We start from the raw sequence: 16,134 nt of genomic DNA, 5'->3' as shown, positions 1-16,134 counted from the left end.
GCTGCTGATCCCTCCCGCATCGGTGTTTATCCCCCACAAGCCCAGCGTCGAACAATCCGCGCCCATGCGCAAGACGGGATTGTGCTCTCTTGCACGCGGGGGCTTGCCCTACTACATCTAGGCCAAGCAAACCGTCACGGAGACCATCCCTATGCCCATGCAAGCCAATGAGATCGAAGACCTGCTGCGCGAGACCTTTCCCGACGCGCAGATCGTCGTAGAAGGCAACGACGGCGTGCATATGGCCGCCATGATCACCGATGAAAGCTTTCGCGGTAAAAACCGTGTGCAACAACAACGCGCCGTCTATACCGCTCTCAAGGGCAAGATGGACGGCTCTAACGGGGAATTGCACGCTTTGGCGCTGACCACGAAGGTGCCAGAGTAACAATGCCCTGGCTGTGGATATTGGGGGCGGCTGTTTTGGCTGTCATCGTGATCAGCGCCCAGCAGTACCGCGCGGCACGGGGCATCTATCGCCCGCTGTCCACCCGCCAACCCGAACGCCGCACCCGACCTGCGCCGGAATTGGGGATGGAGGCCATCGACATGGCCGAAATCCACCGCACCCAGCGCCGCAACGAGAGCCTTGAGCGGTCAAATACCAATTGGACACGGCGGCGCGATGCCACCAGTGCCGCAGAAACCGACATCCAGCCTTTGGCAGATGATGAAACCTATAGCGCGCGATATTACGCCGCTTTCCAATCCAAGAAACACAAGGACCGTAACAAATGACCGAAGTAGCAGAGACCATCAAACAAACCGTAACCACCAATGACGTGGTATTGTTCATGAAAGGCACCAAGGAAATGCCGCAATGCGGGTTCTCTTCGCGTGTGGCTGGCGTGCTGAACTATATGGGCATCGACTATGCGGATGTGAACGTGTTGGCCGATGAAAACTTGCGCCAAGGCATCAAGGATTTTTCCGACTGGCCCACCGTGCCACAGCTTTACGTCAAAGGTGAATTTGTCGGCGGTTGTGACATCATCACCGAAATGACCCTGTCTGGTGAGATCGACACTTTGTTTGACGAAAACGGTGTGGCGTTCGACAAAGAAGCCGCCGACAAGATTCGCGAAGCCAACGGCTAAGCCCCTCTTCTCCGAATATTGCAAAAGCGCGCCTGTGGTGAACCGCAGGCGCGCTTTTTCTGTTTTCATTTCCCGCCTCGGGAAGATTGCAGAGTTTTTCCCAATCTGCGGATTTAGGTGACTTGGTCACCAAACATACAGCCGGTTGCAGATATCTGGCGTGGCAAGCCACAAGGAACATCCGCATGTTGAACAAAACCGCCCCGCTAAAGCTCACCTGTGATGAGGTTGCCGCGATCGAGCGCGCGCTGAACACCCAGATTAAAATTCTGAGCATGCAAGCCGGTGCCGGCCTGCCCCACGCGCTGACACGGCTTGATCATGCCAAACGTACGCTGATGCGGCTTGCGAGGTGCAATCCCTGCATGCAGATGCCTGCCCGCCGCTTCTTGCGGCGTTTGCCTTGCCTGTTTTGCTAGACAACTCACGCCGCCGTCAGCCTTTTCCGCGCTGCATGCACATCAACGCAAACGGGGCCTGAAATAAAAAACCAGCCGCCTTGAAATCAGGGCGACTGGTCAAATCTTGGCGCATCCATCCCGTTGACAGGGTGAAAACAGCTAGCGCCGCGCGTTTATCCGCCGACTTTGTCATCCACCGATGCGGCTAGGGCTTCGGCGCGTGCAGCGATTTCCGCCAGCGTGTCCGTCACGGACTGCGGCACCACCGGCACCTCGATCCGTTCTGGCTCCACAACCACGTTGCGCAGACCTTCAAGCTCGGCCTCACGCTCGGCGAGCTCGGCGCGCACTTCGGCAATTTTATCTTCAACGCTGGCCGTTTTATCAGCCAGCATCAGGCCCGCCATCAGCAACATCCGTGCCTCGGGCATGCGGCCCACTGCATCGGCCAGCACTTGGGCCTCGTCATCCAGCATCTTGGCGGCGGAATGCAGGTAGCTTTCCTCGCCCTCCTGACAGGCAACGTCAAATTGGCGTCCGCCAATGGAAATTTTCACCTCTGGCATTATGCGTCTCCTTCGGCGTCAGATGTCTTCGCGGCTTCCACAAGCGGTTGCAGGCTTGAAAGGATCGTCGAGGCTTCGGCCAAATCGGCGGCACGGGCTGCGCGCAGTGCTTCGAGTTCGGCCAGCATCGCTTTGTTGATCAGGTGAGGATCACCCACGCCTTCGGCGTTGGCCTCGCGCAGGGCGGCACAGGCATCGCTCAGTTGGGCATTGGCACGGCGAACACGCTGCAATTCAACATCAAGCTGCGCCATGCGCGCATCGCCCTCGTCCAATCCGGCACGCAACGTGGCAATCTCGGCATCTGATTTGGTCCGCAGGCTACGCACCCGCTCTTGCAGTTGGGCATTTGCCGTGCGCTCGTCCTCGAGCTGTTGCAATGTCTCGGGGTCAGGGCCAGTGGCGCCTGTGCCCAATTTATCCAGACCGAATGCGACCTGATCCATTGCGGCTGTGATCCGCCGCTGCAGCTCTTCGATATCGCTCATATGTCCTCTCAGTCACTTTCCCACGTTTTGATCTGCCCTCGCGGACGAATCACTTCGTGCTCAATATTCCTGTGATCCTATCCAAAGCTGAAATAAAATACTGCCCCCCTTTGAGAACAGCGCCTTGGCGCGGAAACTTCATCTATTCAGGCACGGCCGCAAGCCCGCAGCGCTGCTTGAACTTTCCCACCGCCCTGTTATGCAACGCTCAAAGCTTGAAAACCCTATAAGGAGCCGCCCGCGTGGATCTTAAAGCCCTTCAGTCCGCTAATCCCGATCATTGGTCCAAGGCCGCCGCCATCCGCGCGCTGGCCCTTGATGCTGTGGCCGAGGCCAATTCAGGCCACACAGGCATGCCCATCGGCATGGCCGATGTGGCCACAGTCCTGTTTCAGAACCACCTGAAATTCGATGCCAAGAACCCCACATGGCCTGACCGTGACCGGTTTATCCTGTCCGCGGGCCATGGGTCGATGTTGATCTATGCGCTGTTGCACCTTGTGGGCGATGTGCAATTCCCCATCGAAGAGATCAAGAATTTCCGCCAGATGGGCGCGCGCACTGCGGGCCACCCCGAGAACTTCCTTGCCGATGCGATCGAGACAACAACAGGCCCCTTGGGCCAAGGCATCGCCAATTCGGTCGGTTTCGCCATGGCAGAGGAAATGCAGCGCGCCACTTACGGTGCATCTGTCGTAGACCACCATACCTATGTCATCGCAGGCGACGGCTGTCTGATGGAAGGCGTCAGCCAAGAGGCTATTGCCATTGCCGGCCGCCACAAGCTGAGCAAGCTGATTGTCATGTGGGACAATAACAACATCACCATCGACGGCCCCGTCACCCTGTCGGATACCGTTGATCAGGTTGCCCGCTTCAAAGCCGCAGGTTGGGACGTGCAGGAAATCGACGGGCACAACCCCGATGAGATCGACGCCGCCCTGACGGCTGCGCGCAAGACCGACACCCCCAGCATGATCGCCTGCAAGACGCATATCGCGCTTGGCCATGCCGCCCAAGATACCTCAAAAGGTCACGGCGCGCTGACCGATCCTGCGCAAATGGTTGCCGCCAAAGAGGCTTGGGGCTGGACCGCAGCGCCATTCGATATCCCCGCCGACATCAAATCCGCATGGGAAGCCATCGGCGCACGCGGCGCAGAGGCCCGCACCGCATGGGAAGAGCGTTTCGACAAAATGTCCCGCACCAAGCGCGAGACCTTCAACCGCGCCTTGGCCGGTGAAGCCCCCAAAAAGCTGAGCGCGACAATCAAGGCGTTCAAAAAGCAAGCCTCGGAAGCAGGTGTAAAAGCCGCCACACGGTCCTCCTCGGAGAAAGTGCTGGAAGTGATCAACCCGTTGATGCCCGAAAACGTCGGCGGCTCGGCGGATTTGACCGGCTCCAACAACACCAAGACATCCGATCTGGGTGTGTTCGACCTCGACAGCCGCGATGGGCGCTATGTCTATTGGGGTATCCGTGAGCATGGCATGGCCTCTGCGATGAACGGCATGGCCCTGCACGGTGGTCTGCGCCCCTACTCCGGCACATTCATGTGTTTCACCGATTACGCCCGCCCCGCCATGCGCCTGAGCGCGCTGATGCAGGTGCCGGTCGTTTATGTCATGACCCATGACAGCATCGGCTTGGGCGAAGACGGCCCAACCCACCAGCCGGTCGAGCATCTGGCCATCAGCCGCGCAACGCCCAACACGCTGGTCTTCCGTCCTGCCGATACGGTCGAGACCGCAGAAGCATGGGAACTGGCGCTGACGCAGGAAGGCACGCCCTCGGTGATGTCCCTGACCCGTCAAGGCCTGCCTGTTGTGCGGACCGAACATAAGACCAAGAACCTCACCGAACAGGGTGCCTATGTTCTGGCCGATGCCGAAGGCAAACGTCAGGTGATCCTGATCGCCACCGGTTCCGAGGTCAGCATCGCCATGGAAGCCCGCGACATGCTACAGGCCGAAGGGATCGGCACGCGGGTTGTTTCCATGCCCTGCATGGAGCTGTTTGCCCAGCAAGACGATGCCTACCGCAAGCGCGTCCTGCCGGGCGGCCCTGTGCGCGTGGCTGTCGAGGCTGGCGTACGCCAAGGCTGGGACCAGTGGTTGCTGGGCGAGCGCGGCAAATGGGGCAAGGCCGATTTTGTCGGCATGGACCGCTTCGGTGCCTCCGCCCCAGCGGATGAGCTGTTTGTGAAATTCGGCATCACTGCACAGAACATCGCGGACAAAGCAAAAGCCCTGCTCTGAGCGATGCTCGGATAAACAAAAACGGCGGTGCCCAGATCAGGGTGCCGCCGTTTTTCGTTTCTGGACCGGAAACATATTATTCCCCTTATCAGCCAAAACGTACCACTTCTGCCACATTTCAGGCGGGGTTAAGCCACATCCGCCCCATAACCCTGCAACAGCCTTGATCCATTTTAATCGCTGATTAACGATTAAGGCGCAGAGTAGTTGTTTAACCGGACAATGTTACGGAGCGTACCCATGGCCTATCTGTTTACTGCGATCATGACTGGTGGTGTTTCTGCGATCCTGACACTTTATTCCGGCGGCACAATTGGTCAGGTTCTTTGGAACTACCTCGTCTACGGCCACCTTGGCATGGCCGCACTTGCATTCGCCACTGTCAGCTATTCCCTGTTCGACCGGAAATCATCGCCAGACGCCTGAAACAAGCGCCTGACAGCCAGCCGCGTTTCCGCAGCCAGCTTTCAATTCTTACGTCTTACTTTGCAAAGACACGGCGCCAGATCGGCGTGATGATCTTCTCTCCCAGCGGGATCAGGAGCATCCCCAGAACCAGCCCCAGCACACCGTCAATCGCCGCCTTAACCAGCCATTCGGTAAAGCCAGTCCAGCCCGCAGGCACTGCGTGACCCACGGCATAGGCGGCGTCATGGATCACATGCGCAGGCCCTGCGATGCCCAACTCTTCGAGGCCATGCACAATGATCGAGCCACCTACCCAAAGCATCGCCGCCGTGCCGACAATTGTCAGCCCTTTGAGGAACCCTGGCATCCCGCGCACCAACCCACGCCCGATGGCGCGCAGCGGCGCAAGGCGGCTTCCATTGGCCATGGCCAGCCCCACGTCATCCATTTTCACAATCAGCGCAACCGAACCGTAAACCGCGACCGTAATGATCAGCGCGACACCGGCAAGGGTGGCCGCCTCCATCCAAAAACTGCTTTCGGGGATCGCCGCAAGCGAGATGGTCATGATTTCAGCTGAGAGAATGAAATCGGTCTTGATCGCGCCTTTGATCTTTTCCTCTTCCAGCGAAGCGGGGTTTTCCACCACTTTTTCCTTGCCCGGATGGTCCTCGTGGCCATGGCTCCAGCCCAAGACATGGGCGACCTTTTCGGCCCCCTCAAAACACAAATAGGCACCGCCCAACATCAGCAGCGGTGCGATGGCCCATGGCGCAAACGCCGACAAGGCCAGCCCCGCAGGCAACAAGAACAACAGCTTGTTGCGCAGGCTGCCTTTGGTGATGCGCCAGATGATCGGCAGCTCACGCTCGGCCTTGAAGCCGGCAACATATTTCGGCGTCACCGCAGCATCGTCAATGACCGCGCCCGCCGCCTTGGCCGAGGCCTTGGTCGCCTGCCCGATCACGTCATCCACCGACGATGCGGCCACCTTTGCAATGGCTGCAACATCATCAAACAGGGCAATCAATCCGCTCATTATTCAACTCCAAATTGGTCTTATTAAGCTTGCTAAAGCATGGTTGCCCAAATGCCAACAAATGCCTGCAGCAAACTGTTAACGCTAACCTCAAGGTTTAACGCTAACATTCGGAAATAATGGGATTTTCCATCTGGAACCTTTGTGCAACTCAACGCTATAGCAATGCCCAATGAAGCCCCAAGGAGCCTCCCCTCATGACAATCAAAGTCGGCATTAACGGTTTTGGCCGCATCGGCCGGTGCACTCTGTCGCACATTGCCCAAACCGCCCGCGAAGATATTGAAGTCATCAAGCTGAACGCGACAGGCCCGATCGAGACCGCCGCGCATCTGCTTAAATACGACTCCGTTCATGGCCGTTTTCCAAATGATATCCGTATCGACGACGGCTATATCAATCTGGGCCAGAACGATATCGAAGTCATGTCGACCTATCACATGGAGGAACTCGACTGGCATGGTTGCGACGTGGTGCTGGAATGCACAGGCAAATTCAACGATGGCAACAAAGCCGTAGCGCATATCGAGCAAGGCGCGAAAAAGGTCCTGCTGTCCGCGCCCGGTCACAATGTGGACCGCACGGTGGTCTTTGGCGTCAATGATCACGAAATGCTCGCAACCGACAAGATGATCTCGAACGGGTCGTGCACCACGAACTGTCTCGCGCCGTTGGCCAAGGTGATGCATGATGCGGTGGGCATCGAAAGCGGACTGATGACCACCATCCACAGCTACACCGGCGATCAGCCCACGCTCGACCGGCGCCACGCCGACCTCTACCGCGCGCGCGCTGCTGCTTTGGCGATCATCCCCACCTCAACAGGGGCTGCCAAAGCATTGGGCGAAGTCCTCCCCGAGCTTAAGGGCCGTCTGGACGGCACCGCCATGCGCGTGCCCACCCCCAACGTGAGCGCCGTTGACCTTACCTTTACCGCTTCGCGCGATGTCACCGTCGAAGAGATCAACCTGGCTGCGAAAAAAGCGGCCCAAGGCCCGATGGGGCGGGTATTTGCCTATGATCCCGACCAAAAAGTCTCCATCGACTTCAACCATACCGAACACAGCTCGATCTTTGCGCCCGACCAGACCATTGTTGTGGCGGGCCGCACCGTGCGCGTGCTGGCATGGTATGACAATGAATGGGCTTTCTCGGTACGTATGGCCGACATGGCCGTGGCGATGGGTAAGTTGGGGTAACGCCCTCGCCTAAGGCTTGTCGTGTGGCCGCGCCTCCCCTAGAAGGGAGCAAGAAACCGCAAGAGGCGCGTCATGACCAACCGGATTGCATTTGTGCTGGGCCTGATCATTATCGGTGCCATTGTTGCCGACACCCTCGTTTTCGGCACCGGACACGTGCTTTTTCTTGCCAAAAAGATGGCCGAGCTGATCGAGTGGCTCGCCTTCTGGCGCTAAGGTGCGGCCAATCCGTCCGTGACATAAACTTGTAACTGTCCTGAACGCCTGCTGTGGGTTGTAGTCTGCTTCCTGCCAGCCTATGTTTGCGCAAACAATCTCAAACACAGGTGCAAAATGACAATCAAGGTTGGTATTAACGGATTTGGCCGCATCGGCCGTAACGTATTGCGCGCGCTTCTTGAAAATGGCCGCGACGATATCGAGGTTGTTGCCATCAACGACCTGACGGCCCCTGCCACGCAGGCCCATCTGTTTGAATTCGACAGCGTGCATGGCCGCTTCCCTGGCAAAGTTACATTCGCCGATGGCACAATGGATGTGGGCCGTGGTCCGATCCGCCTCACAGCCGAGCGTGACCCAGCCAAGCTGGATTGGTCCGATGTGGACATCGCAATGGAATGCACAGGGTTCTTCCGCTCTTCCGAAGAAGCCGGTCAGCACCTTAAAAACGGTTCCAGCAAGGTTCTGATTTCCGCGCCCGCAAAAGGCAAAGACGTGAAAACCGTGGTTTTCGGTGTCAACGACGACATTCTGACAGCCGAAGACGTGATCGTTTCCAACGCATCATGCACCACAAACTGCCTGTCCCCCGTTGCCCACACGCTGCACAACGCCTTTGGCCTCAAGCGTGCGTATATGACAACAGTACACAGCTATACCGGCGACCAGCCTGTGCATGACACGGCCCATTCGGACCTGTACCGCGCCCGCGCTGCGGCCATGTCGATGATTCCGACCACAACAGGTGCCGCCACTGCTGTTGGCCTTGTGCTGCCCGAACTTGCAGGCCGCATTGCAGGTACCTCCATCCGCGTACCGACACCCAATGTGTCTTGTGTCGATCTGGTTGTCGAACTGGACCGCGACGTGACCGCAGAAGAGGTCAATGCAGCCTTTGTTGAAGCTGCAAAAGGCATGAACGGCGTCATGGACACCACCACACTGCCGCTGGTTTCCATCGACTTTAACCACGACCCGCACAGCACAATCGTTGCCCTCGACCAGACCGACGTTCTGGAAGGCAACATGGTCCGCGTTATGGCGTGGTACGATAACGAATGGGGCTTCTCGAACCGGATGCTCGACACAGCTGCGGTGATGGCAAACGCCTAAGCGTTATTTTCCAAAGCGCGCCAAAAGCTCGGCATTGACGCGGGGCGTGACAAATTTGCTCACGTCCCCGTCAAGGCGGGCAATCTCTTTGACTAGCTTGCTTGCAATGGCCTGATGCTGTGCTTCGGCCATCAGGAACACGGTCTCGATCTCGGTATTGAGCTGCCGGTTCATGCCAACCATCTGATATTCATACTCGAAATCAGCCACCGCGCGCAGACCGCGGATGATCATGCTGGCCCCCACATCTTTTGCGCAATGGATCAAAAGATTCTCGAACGGATGCACGACGATCTCGGTTCCTGTCAGGTCTGAAAGCGTTTCACACTCGGCCTCGATCATGGCCACCCGTTCTTCCAATGTGAACAACGGCCCTTTGTCGCGGTTGATGGCGACACCGATCACCAATTTATCGACCAGACCGGCCGCACGTGTGATGATATCAATATGCCCCAAGGTGATCGGGTCAAACGTGCCGGGATAAAGGCCAATGCGCATGAATGGCGCTCCTGTAGTCATACTATTTTAGAGCGCCAAGCAAGCATGCGGGGCCTCGGGATGCAAGAGCCCCTAATTGCCCATGATCATCCCTTCAAGCGCGTCCTTATGCATCGCAAGCTCGGCCAGCCGCGCCTTGACCACATCACCAAGCGAGATCAGCCCGACCAATGCGCCGTCCTCGACCACGGGCATATGACGAAACCGGCCTTCGGTCATCTGTTGAAGCACGGTATCCGCGCGCACATCACGGGTGCAGGTGATCAGTTTGCTGGTCATAACATCGACAACAGGCTCATCAAGGGCCGCAGGCCCCGCCTCTCCCAACCGGCGCACGACATCGCGTTCTGACAAGATACCGTCCGGCGCACGCCCGTCGCGCGAGATGATCAGCGTCCCGATGCGCCGTTCTGACAGCATCTGCGCGGCTTGTGCGATTGTTATGGACGGCAGTGCAGTGACCACCGTTTCATCGGCTTTGGACTTCAGGATATGCGACACCAACATTGATCATCCTCCCATGCTCAGGCGTTGTGTAGCCCCATGGTCCTCTGCAACCTGTCGCCCTGTCAAGGGTCTAGCCCCTCTAATGCGAGACGTTCCAACCGCAGCACCTCCGATCTGAGCCCCGCAGTCAGCAGATCCGCAAAACGGGCAAGCCGCAGATTGCGCACGTCATCTGCATGTCGGATCAGATAAAAGGCCCGCGTCAGATGCACCGCCTCCGTCAATATCCGTTGCACCCCGGGCGCATAAGGCAGGCTGAAATCATGCACAACGCCCACGCCCGCACCTGCACGTATCATATTAACCTGCACCGCGACCGAGTTCGACGCCAGCGCCACGCGCCCTGCCCCCAGATCGGCCAGATAATCCAACTCGCGATCAAAGATCATATCGGGGATGTAGCCCACCATCGGGTGCGCGGCGAGCGCTTCAAGGTTCGCAATGGGGCCATGTTCCGCCAGATAGGATTTTGAGGCGGCCAGATGCAGGTGGTATTCACTGATTTGCCGCACCACCAACCGCCCCGCCGTGGGCGCGCTCACCCCGATTGCCATGTCTGCCTCGCGCCGCGTCAGGTTGAACACACGCGGCAAGGCGACGATCTGGATATCCAGATCAGGGTTTTCGCGGCCGATCGCGGCACAGACCTGCGGCAACAGAAAATTGGCACAGCCATCGGGCGCGCCCAGCCGGATTTGCCCGCGCAATGTCTCGCTTGCTGCATCTTCGCCTACGGCTGTGCGGCGCATGGCCTGTTCGACCTGCTCGGCCCGTTCCAACAACTGCCCCCCCGCGAGGGTCAATGCATAGCCTTGGGGCGATTTTGCAAACAGTGTGACCTGCATCGCTTTTTCCAGCCGCGCCATGCGCCGCCCCAATGTTGCAGGATCAAGCCGCAGGATTTTACCCGCGCCAGACAGGCTTTGTTCACGTGCCACAGCCAGAAACAGCCGCAGATCATCCCAATTTTCCATATCGCCCTCAATATACCCACAAAAATGCAAGATGATTTTGACAACTTGCCCCTACCCCGTATCTTTTTGCAAGACTAGAGTATCTTCAACACCAACAGGAGATTTCCATGCAAGAGCTCACCCATTATATCAACGGCGCGCATGTCAAAGGCACTTCGGGCCGTTTTGCCGATGTGATGAACCCCGCCACCGGCGAAGTGCAGGCAAAATGCCCGCTGGCCAATAAGGCCGAAATGGAACAGGCCGTTGCATATGCAGCCGCAGCCCAGCCCAAATGGGCCGCTACCAACCCACAGCGCCGCGCGCGGGTGTTGATGAAGCTGGTGGACCTGCTCAACCGCGACATGGACAAACTGGCCGAAGCGCTAAGCCGCGAGCATGGCAAGACCCTGCCAGACGCCGCAGGCGATGTGCAGCGCGGCCTTGAGGTTGTGGAATACTGCATCGGCACGCCGCAGATGCTGAAAGGCGAATATACCGACAACGCCGGCCCCGGCATTGATATGTACTCCATGCGTCAGGCGCTGGGGGTAACAGCGGGCATCACGCCGTTCAACTTCCCCGCCATGATCCCCATGTGGATGTTCGCCCCCGCCATTGCCTGTGGCAACGCCTTTATCCTCAAACCATCCGAACGCGACCCCTCTGTGCCTTTGATGCTGGCGGAACTGGCTGAGGAAGCGGGCCTGCCCAAAGGTATCTTGCAGGTCGTCAACGGTGACAAAGAAGCCGTGGATGCGATCCTTTATGACGAGACAATCCAATCGGTGGGCTTTGTCGGCTCCACGCCGATTGCTGAATACATCTATGCCACCGGCTGTGCGCAGGGCAAACGGGTCCAGTGTTTTGGCGGTGCCAAGAACCACATGATCATCATGCCCGACGCGGATATGGATCAGGCCGCAGACGCGCTGATTGGCGCAGGCTACGGCGCGGCTGGTGAACGCTGCATGGCGATTTCCGTCGCTGTTCCCGTGGGGGAAGAAACCGCAGATCGGCTGATCGAAAAACTGGTGCCGCGCATCGAAAACCTCAAGGTCGGGCCATACACCTCTGGCAATGACGTGGATTACGGCCCCGTTGTGACCGCCGCGGCCAAGGCCAACATCGAACGTCTGGTGCAAACCGGCATCGACCAAGGTGCCGAACTGGTCGTAGATGGGCGTGATTTCAAACTGCAGGGCTATGAGAACGGCTATTTCGTTGGGCCGCACCTGTTTGACCGCGCCACCAAAGACATGGACATCTACAAGCACGAGATTTTTGGCCCCGTGCTGACCTGTGTGCGGGCGCAAACCTATGAAGAGGCATTGGGCCTTGCAATGGATCATGAATATGGCAACGGGACTGCCATCTTTACCCGCGACGGCGATGCGGCGCGTGATTTTGCCAACCGCGTCAACGTGGGCATGGTGGGGATCAACGTACCAATCCCTGTGCCGCTGGCCTATCACACCTTTGGCGGCTGGAAGAAATCCGTCTTTGGTGATCTCAACCAGCATGGGCCGGATGCGTTCAAATTCTACACGCGCACTAAAACCGTGACAGCGCGCTGGCCCTCGGGCATCAAAGAAGGCGGTGAGTTCTCTATTCCTGTGATGGAATAAGCGCTCAAGACAAATGGCGGGGCAGCAATCGGGAGGTGCTGCCCCGCATGGTTTTGCTGTGCTGACAAACTCTTGCAAGGATTACAGCCTAGCATCACACCAAACGGGAGGAACCGAGGATGGATTTTGCGCTGAGCGACGAGCAGACGGCGATCTTTGATATGGCCTATGCCTTTGGCCAAGAGCACATCGCGCCCCATGCCCAAGCATGGGAAAAGGCAGAGACCATCCCCAAAGAGCTGTGGCCCAAGATTGCAGAGCTGGGATTTGGCGGGCTTTATGTGTCAGAGCAAGCCGGCGGGTCAGACCTCACACGCCTTGACGCAACATTGGTGTTTGAGGCGCTCTCGATAGCCTGCCCCTCGGTCGCGGCCTTTCTGTCGATCCACAATATGTGCGCCAAGATGCTCGATAGTTTTGCCTCTGATGATCTAAAGGCGCGGATCATGGAGGATGTGGTGCGCATGAATACCGTGCTCAGCTATTGCCTGACCGAGCCGGGATCAGGATCAGACGCGGCCGCTCTCAAAACCCGCGCCGAGCGGACCACCGATGGTTTCCGCCTGAATGGCACCAAAGCGTTCATCTCGGGCGGCGGATACTCCGATGCTTATGTCTGTATGGTGCGCACGGGGGGTGCTGGAGCCGCTGGTGTCTCGACTGTCTACGTCGAAGACGGCACCGAGGGGCTCAGCTTTGGCGGATTAGAGGATAAAATGGGCTGGCGCAGCCAACCCACGGCGCAGGTGCAATTCGACAATTGTGACATTTCGCATGAAAATCTGGTCGGTGAAGCCGGAAAAGGTTTCAAATATGCGATGATGGGCCTTGATGGCGGGCGATTGAATATCGCCGCTTGCTCATTAGGCGCAGCGCAGGCCGCGCTGACAAAAACCATCACCTATATGGGGGAACGCAAGGCCTTTGGCCAAGCCATTGACCAGTTCCAAGGCCTGCAATTCCGCCTCGCGGATATGGAAATCGAGATGGCGGCCGCGCGGGTGTTATTGCGGCAGGCTGCATGGAAGCTGGACACAGGCGCGCCCGACGCCACGAAATATTGCGCCATGGCCAAGAAATTCGTGACCGATACCGGATCGAAAGTCGTGGACCAATGTTTGCAGCTGCACGGCGGCTATGGCTATTTGGCCGACTACGGGATCGAGAAGCTGGTGCGCGATCTGCGCGTGCATCAAATTCTGGAAGGCACCAATGAAATCATGCGCGTGATCGTCGCCCGCGACATGCTGAAAAACCGCTAGGGACACATCATCATGAGCGACATTAATATCCGAATTACAGGCAAAGCGGGGCGGATCACTCTAACCCGCCCGCAAGCGCTCAATGCGCTTACCCATGAGATGTGCATGGCGATTGATGGGGCGCTGATGCGCTGGCACGACGACGATGCGGTGGATTTGGTCATCATCGACGCTCAAGGCGAGCGGGCGTTCTGCGCAGGCGGCGACATCGCCGAGCTTTACGCCACGGGCACCAAGGACGATTATGCCTACGGGCAAAGGTTCTGGGCCGATGAATACCGGATGAACCACCTGATTTTCACCTACCCCAAGCCGATTGTCTCGTTCTTGCATGGGTTTACCATGGGCGGTGGTGTTGGCATCGGCTGTCACGGGTCGCACCGTATTGTGGGCGAAGACAGCCAGATATCGATGCCCGAATGTGGCATCGGGTTGGTGCCCGACGTGGGCGGGTCACTGATGCTGGCGCTGGCCCCCGGGCGGTTGGGCGAATACCTGAGCGCAACAGCAACCCGCATGGGGCCTGGTGATGCAATTTACGCGGGCTTTGCAGATAGCTACATCCCGCAAGACGCTTGGCCCGCCCTGATCCAACACCTTGAGACCAGCGGCGATGTGGGGGCCATCAATGAAAGCGCCCAACCAGCGCCTCAAGGGCCGTTGCAAGCGCTTCAGGGCCAGATCGACAGCTTCTTTGCCGGTGAAACCGCGGGCGATATCGAGCGGATGCTAGCCGCAGATGACAGCGACTTTAGCCGGAACAGCCTGAAACAGATGCGGCGCAACTCCCCCTTATCGCTGGCCTGCGCGGTCGAGATTATTCACCGCCTGCGCGGCCCGTCCCTCACCCTCGAGAAGGCGCTGGATTTCGAATACCGGTTTACCTTTCGCGCCGCACAGCACAGCGATTTCCTTGAAGGCGTTCGCGCCGCGATCATCGACAAGGACCGCAAACCGTCCTGGCAATACGCCGACCGTAATGTGCCCCCCGCGTCCCTGTCCCGAATGCTGGCCCCGTTGGGCAAAGACACCCTTTCATTTGACCGGAGAAAGCTATGACCACCTATACAATCGGATTTGTCGGACTGGGCAATATGGGTGCCCCTATGGCAGCAAATCTGGCCGCTGCGGGCTACACGGTTCTGGGGTTTGACGTCGCAGGGACAACCGCCAAGGGCGTCACATCTGTGGCCACAGCCGAGGCCGCTTGCGAAGGGGCGGATTTCGTCATCACCATGCTGCCCAACGGCACCATCCTGCGCCGCGTCGCCGATCAGCTAATCCCAGCGATGAAAACCGGTGCCACACTGGTGGATTGCTCGACCGTGGATGTGCAAAGCGCCCGTGACGTGGACGCGCAGGCAACTGCGGCCGGGGCCGGCTTTGTCGATGCGCCGGTATCAGGCGGGATTGGCGGCGCGGCAGGTGGCACGCTCACCTTTATGGCCGGCGGCAGCGATACCGCATTTGCCTCGGCCCTGCCGCTGTTTGATATCATGGGGCAAAAAGCCGTGCATTGCGGCGGGGCAGGTGCCGGCCAAGCGGCCAAGATTTGCAACAACATGATCCTTGGTGCCACGATGCTCGCCACTTGCGAAGCCTTTGGCCTCGCGGACAAGCTGGGCCTTGACCGTCAAAAGATGTTTGACGTGGTCAGCACCTCGTCAGGCTATAGCTGGTCGATGAACGCCTATTGCCCTGCCCCCGGTGTGGGTCCGCAATCACCTGCGGACAACGGCTATGCCCCCGGTTTTGCCGCCGAGCTGATGCTCAAGGATCTGGGCCTGAGCCAACAAGCCGCCGAGGCCGTGGATGCAGACACCCCCATGGGCGCACTGGCACTGGCACTGTATCAACAGTTCGTCGAACACGAAGATGGAAAGGGTCAGGATTTTTCCGCCATGCTGCCCCGCTTTGCGGCGCGCGGGCGACAGGCCCCCTAGGCCTGCTACCAGAAGAGGCAGGAACACGCTGGACGCTCAGGCCAGCAGATCACGCCGCTATCACGCTTGTGTGGGTTCCCTAGGAATGACGGAACCGGATGCCCACCTCGGGGTTAAGTTGATAACAACGAAAAGGAATAGCCCCGTGCGTATCGTACAAATCATTACAGCTTCTGCCATCGCCTTTGGCTCTGCCACTGCATCATTTGCCGCCTCTCCCAGCGCGCAATTCGTTCCCGCGACCTACGCTGTAGGCCAGTCGGTACAGACAGGTGGCCAAAGCAACCAAACCGCCGAAATCATTCAGGTTTCCGGCAAGAAACATTACAAAAAGGTCCAGCGCCAGCGCCATAAGGAACGCCGCAAAGCAGAGCGCCGCCACCAGCGGGAACATAGCAGCAAGCGTCATCGCGACTATGACCACCGCCGCCATTCGGACAACAACGATACAGCCAAAATCCTTGGCCTGTTGGGCGCTGCCGCGATCATCGCGAACAGCAACTAACGACACTCCCTACGATCCCTCCCCGAAAATGGTCGCCTTCTGGCGGCCAT

Annotated in this window: 20 protein-coding genes; 14 read left to right on the top strand and 6 right to left on the bottom strand. The window is 58.4% G+C overall.

Annotated elements, in window-relative coordinates:
* The first annotated feature begins 151 nt into the window (after nt 1–151).
* The 4 genes from ABJM03_RS01655 (at nt 152) to ABJM03_RS01640 (ending at nt 1,516) form a co-directional block, all read left to right on the top strand.
* Nucleotides 152–388 carry a BolA/IbaG family iron-sulfur metabolism protein gene (locus tag ABJM03_RS01655; RefSeq protein ID WP_348415137.1) on the top strand — a complete coding sequence of 79 codons (237 nt, stop codon included), beginning with the start codon at nt 152–154 and terminating at the stop codon, nt 386–388.
* 2 nt (nt 389–390) lie between these two features.
* A complete protein-coding gene (locus tag ABJM03_RS01650; protein WP_348415136.1) occupies nt 391–738 on the top strand; it encodes a hypothetical protein in 348 nt (115 codons plus the stop codon).
* Nucleotides 735–1,097: a Grx4 family monothiol glutaredoxin gene (gene grxD / locus ABJM03_RS01645; protein WP_348415135.1), complete on the top strand. Its 363-nt coding sequence runs from the start codon at nt 735–737 to the stop codon at nt 1,095–1,097. Before ABJM03_RS01650 ends, grxD begins: the two co-directional genes overlap by 4 nt.
* 185 nt (nt 1,098–1,282) lie before the next feature.
* A complete protein-coding gene (locus tag ABJM03_RS01640; protein ID WP_348415134.1) occupies nt 1,283–1,516 on the top strand; it encodes a hypothetical protein in 234 nt (77 codons plus the stop codon).
* 155 nt (nt 1,517–1,671) lie between these two features.
* Here ABJM03_RS01640 and ABJM03_RS01635 read toward each other — a convergent pair whose 3' ends face one another.
* Together ABJM03_RS01635 and ABJM03_RS01630 are read right to left on the bottom strand one after the other, a co-directional pair.
* Complete coding sequence (locus tag ABJM03_RS01635; RefSeq protein WP_348415132.1) at nt 1,672–2,064, bottom strand: cell division protein ZapA; 393 nt, start codon at nt 2,062–2,064, stop codon at nt 1,672–1,674.
* Nucleotides 2,064–2,552 carry a hypothetical protein gene (locus ABJM03_RS01630; protein ID WP_348415131.1) on the bottom strand — a complete coding sequence of 163 codons (489 nt, stop codon included), beginning with the start codon at nt 2,550–2,552 and terminating at the stop codon, nt 2,064–2,066. Before ABJM03_RS01630 ends, ABJM03_RS01635 begins: the two co-directional genes overlap by 1 nt.
* Nucleotides 2,553–2,794: 242 nt before the next feature.
* Between ABJM03_RS01630 and tkt the strand changes: the two genes are divergently transcribed.
* Both tkt and ABJM03_RS01620 read left to right on the top strand, forming a co-directional pair.
* Nucleotides 2,795–4,810: a transketolase gene (gene tkt, locus ABJM03_RS01625; protein WP_348415129.1), complete on the top strand. Its 2,016-nt coding sequence runs from the start codon at nt 2,795–2,797 to the stop codon at nt 4,808–4,810.
* Between the two features lie 240 nt (nt 4,811–5,050).
* Nucleotides 5,051–5,236 (top strand): hypothetical protein, encoded by a 186-nt coding sequence (locus ABJM03_RS01620; RefSeq protein ID WP_348415128.1) that lies wholly within the window; start codon nt 5,051–5,053, stop codon nt 5,234–5,236.
* 55 nt (nt 5,237–5,291) lie between these two features.
* Here ABJM03_RS01620 and ABJM03_RS01615 read toward each other — a convergent pair whose 3' ends face one another.
* Entirely contained in the window at nt 5,292–6,257 is a 966-nt protein-coding gene (locus ABJM03_RS01615; RefSeq protein ID WP_348415127.1) for a DUF808 domain-containing protein, read from the bottom strand.
* A gap of 197 nt (nt 6,258–6,454) precedes the next feature.
* Between ABJM03_RS01615 and gap (ABJM03_RS01610) the strand changes: the two genes are divergently transcribed.
* The 3 genes from gap (ABJM03_RS01610) to gap (ABJM03_RS01600) all read left to right on the top strand — a co-directional run bounded on the left by gap (ABJM03_RS01610) (nt 6,455) and on the right by gap (ABJM03_RS01600) (nt 8,788).
* Nucleotides 6,455–7,456 (top strand): type I glyceraldehyde-3-phosphate dehydrogenase, encoded by a 1,002-nt coding sequence (gene gap / locus ABJM03_RS01610; RefSeq protein ID WP_348415126.1) that lies wholly within the window; start codon nt 6,455–6,457, stop codon nt 7,454–7,456.
* Between the two features lie 72 nt (nt 7,457–7,528).
* Nucleotides 7,529–7,672 carry a hypothetical protein gene (locus ABJM03_RS01605; RefSeq protein WP_348415124.1) on the top strand — a complete coding sequence of 48 codons (144 nt, stop codon included), beginning with the start codon at nt 7,529–7,531 and terminating at the stop codon, nt 7,670–7,672.
* Nucleotides 7,673–7,789: 117 nt separating this feature from the next.
* Entirely contained in the window at nt 7,790–8,788 is a 999-nt protein-coding gene (gene gap / locus ABJM03_RS01600; protein ID WP_348415123.1) for a type I glyceraldehyde-3-phosphate dehydrogenase, read from the top strand.
* Between the two features lie 3 nt (nt 8,789–8,791).
* Here gap (ABJM03_RS01600) and coaD read toward each other — a convergent pair whose 3' ends face one another.
* The 3 genes from coaD to ABJM03_RS01585 form a co-directional block, all read right to left on the bottom strand.
* Nucleotides 8,792–9,286 (bottom strand): pantetheine-phosphate adenylyltransferase, encoded by a 495-nt coding sequence (gene coaD / locus ABJM03_RS01595; protein WP_348415122.1) that lies wholly within the window; start codon nt 9,284–9,286, stop codon nt 8,792–8,794.
* A 72-nt stretch (nt 9,287–9,358) separates the two neighbouring features.
* Nucleotides 9,359–9,793 carry a CBS domain-containing protein gene (locus tag ABJM03_RS01590; protein WP_348415121.1) on the bottom strand — a complete coding sequence of 145 codons (435 nt, stop codon included), beginning with the start codon at nt 9,791–9,793 and terminating at the stop codon, nt 9,359–9,361.
* A 62-nt stretch (nt 9,794–9,855) separates the two neighbouring features.
* On the bottom strand, nt 9,856–10,767 hold the full coding sequence (locus ABJM03_RS01585) for a LysR family transcriptional regulator (protein WP_348415120.1): 912 nt from the start codon (nt 10,765–10,767) through the stop codon (nt 9,856–9,858).
* Nucleotides 10,768–10,874: 107 nt separating this feature from the next.
* Here ABJM03_RS01585 and ABJM03_RS01580 point away from each other — a divergent pair, with 107 nt between their 5' ends.
* The 5 genes from ABJM03_RS01580 to ABJM03_RS01560 all read left to right on the top strand — a co-directional run bounded on the left by ABJM03_RS01580 (nt 10,875) and on the right by ABJM03_RS01560 (nt 16,084).
* Nucleotides 10,875–12,374 (top strand): CoA-acylating methylmalonate-semialdehyde dehydrogenase, encoded by a 1,500-nt coding sequence (locus tag ABJM03_RS01580; RefSeq protein WP_348415118.1) that lies wholly within the window; start codon nt 10,875–10,877, stop codon nt 12,372–12,374.
* A 119-nt stretch (nt 12,375–12,493) separates the two neighbouring features.
* Nucleotides 12,494–13,636, top strand: coding sequence for an acyl-CoA dehydrogenase family protein (locus tag ABJM03_RS01575; protein WP_348415117.1), 1,143 nt, complete (start codon nt 12,494–12,496; stop codon nt 13,634–13,636).
* Nucleotides 13,637–13,648: 12 nt separating this feature from the next.
* A complete protein-coding gene (locus ABJM03_RS01570; RefSeq protein WP_348415116.1) occupies nt 13,649–14,695 on the top strand; it encodes a 3-hydroxyisobutyryl-CoA hydrolase in 1,047 nt (348 codons plus the stop codon).
* Nucleotides 14,692–15,579, top strand: coding sequence for a 3-hydroxyisobutyrate dehydrogenase (gene mmsB, locus ABJM03_RS01565; RefSeq protein WP_348415115.1), 888 nt, complete (start codon nt 14,692–14,694; stop codon nt 15,577–15,579). Before ABJM03_RS01570 ends, mmsB begins: the two co-directional genes overlap by 4 nt.
* Before the next feature lie 145 nt (nt 15,580–15,724).
* A complete protein-coding gene (locus ABJM03_RS01560; RefSeq protein ID WP_348415113.1) occupies nt 15,725–16,084 on the top strand; it encodes a hypothetical protein in 360 nt (119 codons plus the stop codon).
* Nucleotides 16,085–16,134: the final 50 nt, after the last annotated feature.

The sequence above is a fragment of the Sulfitobacter sp. genome (assembly GCF_039977885.1).
Taxonomy (GTDB): Bacteria; Pseudomonadota; Alphaproteobacteria; order Rhodobacterales; family Rhodobacteraceae; genus Sulfitobacter.
This window is presented reverse-complemented; position numbering and strand designations above follow the sequence as displayed.

Excerpts from the sequence above, each read along its gene's own strand:
- ABJM03_RS01655 (WP_348415137.1), top strand. The coding sequence starts at position 152 with ATGCCCATGCAAGCCAATGAGATCGAAGACCTGCTGCGCGAGACCTTT.
- ABJM03_RS01650 (WP_348415136.1), top strand. The coding sequence starts at position 391 with ATGCCCTGGCTGTGGATATTGGGGGCGGCTGTTTTGGCTGTCATCGTG.
- grxD (WP_348415135.1), top strand. The coding sequence starts at position 735 with ATGACCGAAGTAGCAGAGACCATCAAACAAACCGTAACCACCAATGAC.
- ABJM03_RS01640 (WP_348415134.1), top strand. The coding sequence starts at position 1,283 with ATGTTGAACAAAACCGCCCCGCTAAAGCTCACCTGTGATGAGGTTGCC.
- ABJM03_RS01635 (WP_348415132.1), bottom strand. The coding sequence starts at position 2,064 with ATGCCAGAGGTGAAAATTTCCATTGGCGGACGCCAATTTGACGTTGCC.
- ABJM03_RS01630 (WP_348415131.1), bottom strand. The coding sequence starts at position 2,552 with ATGAGCGATATCGAAGAGCTGCAGCGGCGGATCACAGCCGCAATGGAT.
- ABJM03_RS01620 (WP_348415128.1), top strand. The coding sequence starts at position 5,051 with ATGGCCTATCTGTTTACTGCGATCATGACTGGTGGTGTTTCTGCGATC.
- ABJM03_RS01615 (WP_348415127.1), bottom strand. The coding sequence starts at position 6,257 with ATGAGCGGATTGATTGCCCTGTTTGATGATGTTGCAGCCATTGCAAAG.
- gap (WP_348415126.1), top strand. The coding sequence starts at position 6,455 with ATGACAATCAAAGTCGGCATTAACGGTTTTGGCCGCATCGGCCGGTGC.
- ABJM03_RS01605 (WP_348415124.1), top strand. The coding sequence starts at position 7,529 with ATGACCAACCGGATTGCATTTGTGCTGGGCCTGATCATTATCGGTGCC.
- gap (WP_348415123.1), top strand. The coding sequence starts at position 7,790 with ATGACAATCAAGGTTGGTATTAACGGATTTGGCCGCATCGGCCGTAAC.
- coaD (WP_348415122.1), bottom strand. The coding sequence starts at position 9,286 with ATGCGCATTGGCCTTTATCCCGGCACGTTTGACCCGATCACCTTGGGG.
- ABJM03_RS01590 (WP_348415121.1), bottom strand. The coding sequence starts at position 9,793 with ATGTTGGTGTCGCATATCCTGAAGTCCAAAGCCGATGAAACGGTGGTC.
- ABJM03_RS01585 (WP_348415120.1), bottom strand. The coding sequence starts at position 10,767 with ATGGAAAATTGGGATGATCTGCGGCTGTTTCTGGCTGTGGCACGTGAA.
- ABJM03_RS01580 (WP_348415118.1), top strand. The coding sequence starts at position 10,875 with ATGCAAGAGCTCACCCATTATATCAACGGCGCGCATGTCAAAGGCACT.
- ABJM03_RS01575 (WP_348415117.1), top strand. The coding sequence starts at position 12,494 with ATGGATTTTGCGCTGAGCGACGAGCAGACGGCGATCTTTGATATGGCC.
- ABJM03_RS01570 (WP_348415116.1), top strand. The coding sequence starts at position 13,649 with ATGAGCGACATTAATATCCGAATTACAGGCAAAGCGGGGCGGATCACT.
- mmsB (WP_348415115.1), top strand. The coding sequence starts at position 14,692 with ATGACCACCTATACAATCGGATTTGTCGGACTGGGCAATATGGGTGCC.